The 1,639-nt window shown below is 60.0% G+C and carries 1 protein-coding gene and 1 pseudogene; both read right to left on the bottom strand.

The genetic code is table 11. The features are described 5' to 3' along the window. Positions 1 to 888, bottom strand: an 888-nt coding sequence (locus C8029_RS21450; RefSeq protein WP_009574306.1) for an electron transfer flavoprotein subunit alpha/FixB family protein, incomplete at its 3' end; no start/stop codon positions are given. Further along, a pseudogene (locus tag C8029_RS21445) lies at positions 888 to 1,639 on the bottom strand (electron transfer flavoprotein subunit beta/FixA family protein). The pseudogene C8029_RS21445 and the gene C8029_RS21450, both read right to left, overlap by 1 nt.

Genomic DNA, 1,639 nt, shown 5'->3' with positions numbered 1-1,639 from the left:
GAACAAATCGGCGACGAGGCCGAAGTCGGCGACCTGGAAGATCGGGGCCTCTTCGTCCTTGTTGATGGCGACGATGACTTTGCTGTCTTTCATGCCGGCGAGGTGCTGGATCGCGCCGGAGATGCCGACGGCGATGTAGAGTTCGGGGGCGACGACTTTGCCGGTTTGGCCGACTTGCCAATCGTTCGGGGCAAAGCCCGAATCGACCGCCGCGCGCGAGGCCCCGACGGCTGCGCCGAGTTTGTCCGCCAGCGCCGAAATGATCGCAAAATCTTCTTCGGAGCCGACGCCACGCCCGCCGGAGACGACGATTTTGGCGGAGGTCAATTCGGGACGATCATTGACCGCGACCTTGTCCTCGACAAAGGCCGACAGGCCCGCATCATGCGCGCCGGAGGCGTCCGACACCGACGCCGCACCCGACAGGCCCGCCGCGTCAAAGGTCGAGGTGCGGAAGGTGATTACCTTTTTTTCATCTTTCGAGCGTACCGTCTGAATCGCGTTCCCGGCATAAATCGGGCGCGTGAACGTATCGGCATCCACAACGGAGGTGACATCGGTCAAAATCATCACATCCAAAAGTGCTGCAACCCGCGGCAAGACGTTCTTGCCCGTGGTCGTGGCGGGCGCGGTGATATGCGCGTAATCGCCCGCCAAAGACACGATCAAAGCGGCCAGATTTTCGGCCAGGCCATTGGCATAGGCCGCGTCATCCGCGACCAAAACCTTGGTCACGCCGTCAATTTTCGCGGCCTCATCGGCAGCCGCCGCAGGACCACAGACCAGAACCGTCACATCGCCCAGTTGGGCGGAGGCGCTCACCGCTTTGGCGGTGGCATCCATCGCAAGCGCGCCAGAGGCGACTTCAGCAAGACACAGAACAGCCATCAGACCAGCCCTCCTTCTTTGAGTTTCGCGACCAGGTCATCGACCGAGCCGACCTTGATGCCCGCATCGCGGCCTTTGGGCTCGCTGGTCGATACAACGGTCAAACGCGGTGCGGTGTCGACGCCGTAATCTGCGGATGTCTTTTCATCCAAAGGCTTTTTCTTCGCCTTCATGATGTTCGGAAGCGAGGCATAGCGCGGCTCGTTGAGACGCAAATCGGTGGTCACAATCGCCGGAAGCGGCACGGAAATGGTCTGCAACCCACCGTCGACTTCGCGGGTCACGACCGCTTTGCCACCGTCGATTTTGACCTCGGAGGCAAAGGTCGCCTGACCCCAGCCCAAAAGGGCGGCCAGCATCTGACCCGTCGCATTCATGTCATTGTCGATCGCCTGCTTGCCGAGAATGACCAGTTCAGGCGCCTCTTCTGCCACGATTTTGGCGAGGAGTTTGGCCACAGCCAGCGGTTCGATCTCGACGCCTGATCCTCAACCACAAGAAGCCCGCGATCCGCGCCCATAGCCAGCGCATTGCGGATCGTGTCGGTGGATTTCTTCTCGCCGATCGACACGACGACGATCTCGCTGGCCACGCCGGACTCTTTCAGACGAATGGCCTCTTCAACCGCGATCTCATCGAACGGGTTCATCGACATCTTCACATTCGCAAGATCAACTCCAGTGCCATCGGCCTTCACTTTGACCTTCACGTTGTAGTCAATCACGCGTTTGACTGGTACCAAAACCTTCAT

It is taken from the genome of Roseobacter sp. TSBP12 (assembly GCF_009129705.1).
In the GTDB taxonomy this organism is placed as follows: domain Bacteria; phylum Pseudomonadota; class Alphaproteobacteria; order Rhodobacterales; family Rhodobacteraceae; genus Celeribacter; species Celeribacter baekdonensis_A.
The sequence above is the reverse complement of the archived record's forward strand: the minus strand, read 5'-3'. Positions and strand labels throughout refer to the sequence as shown.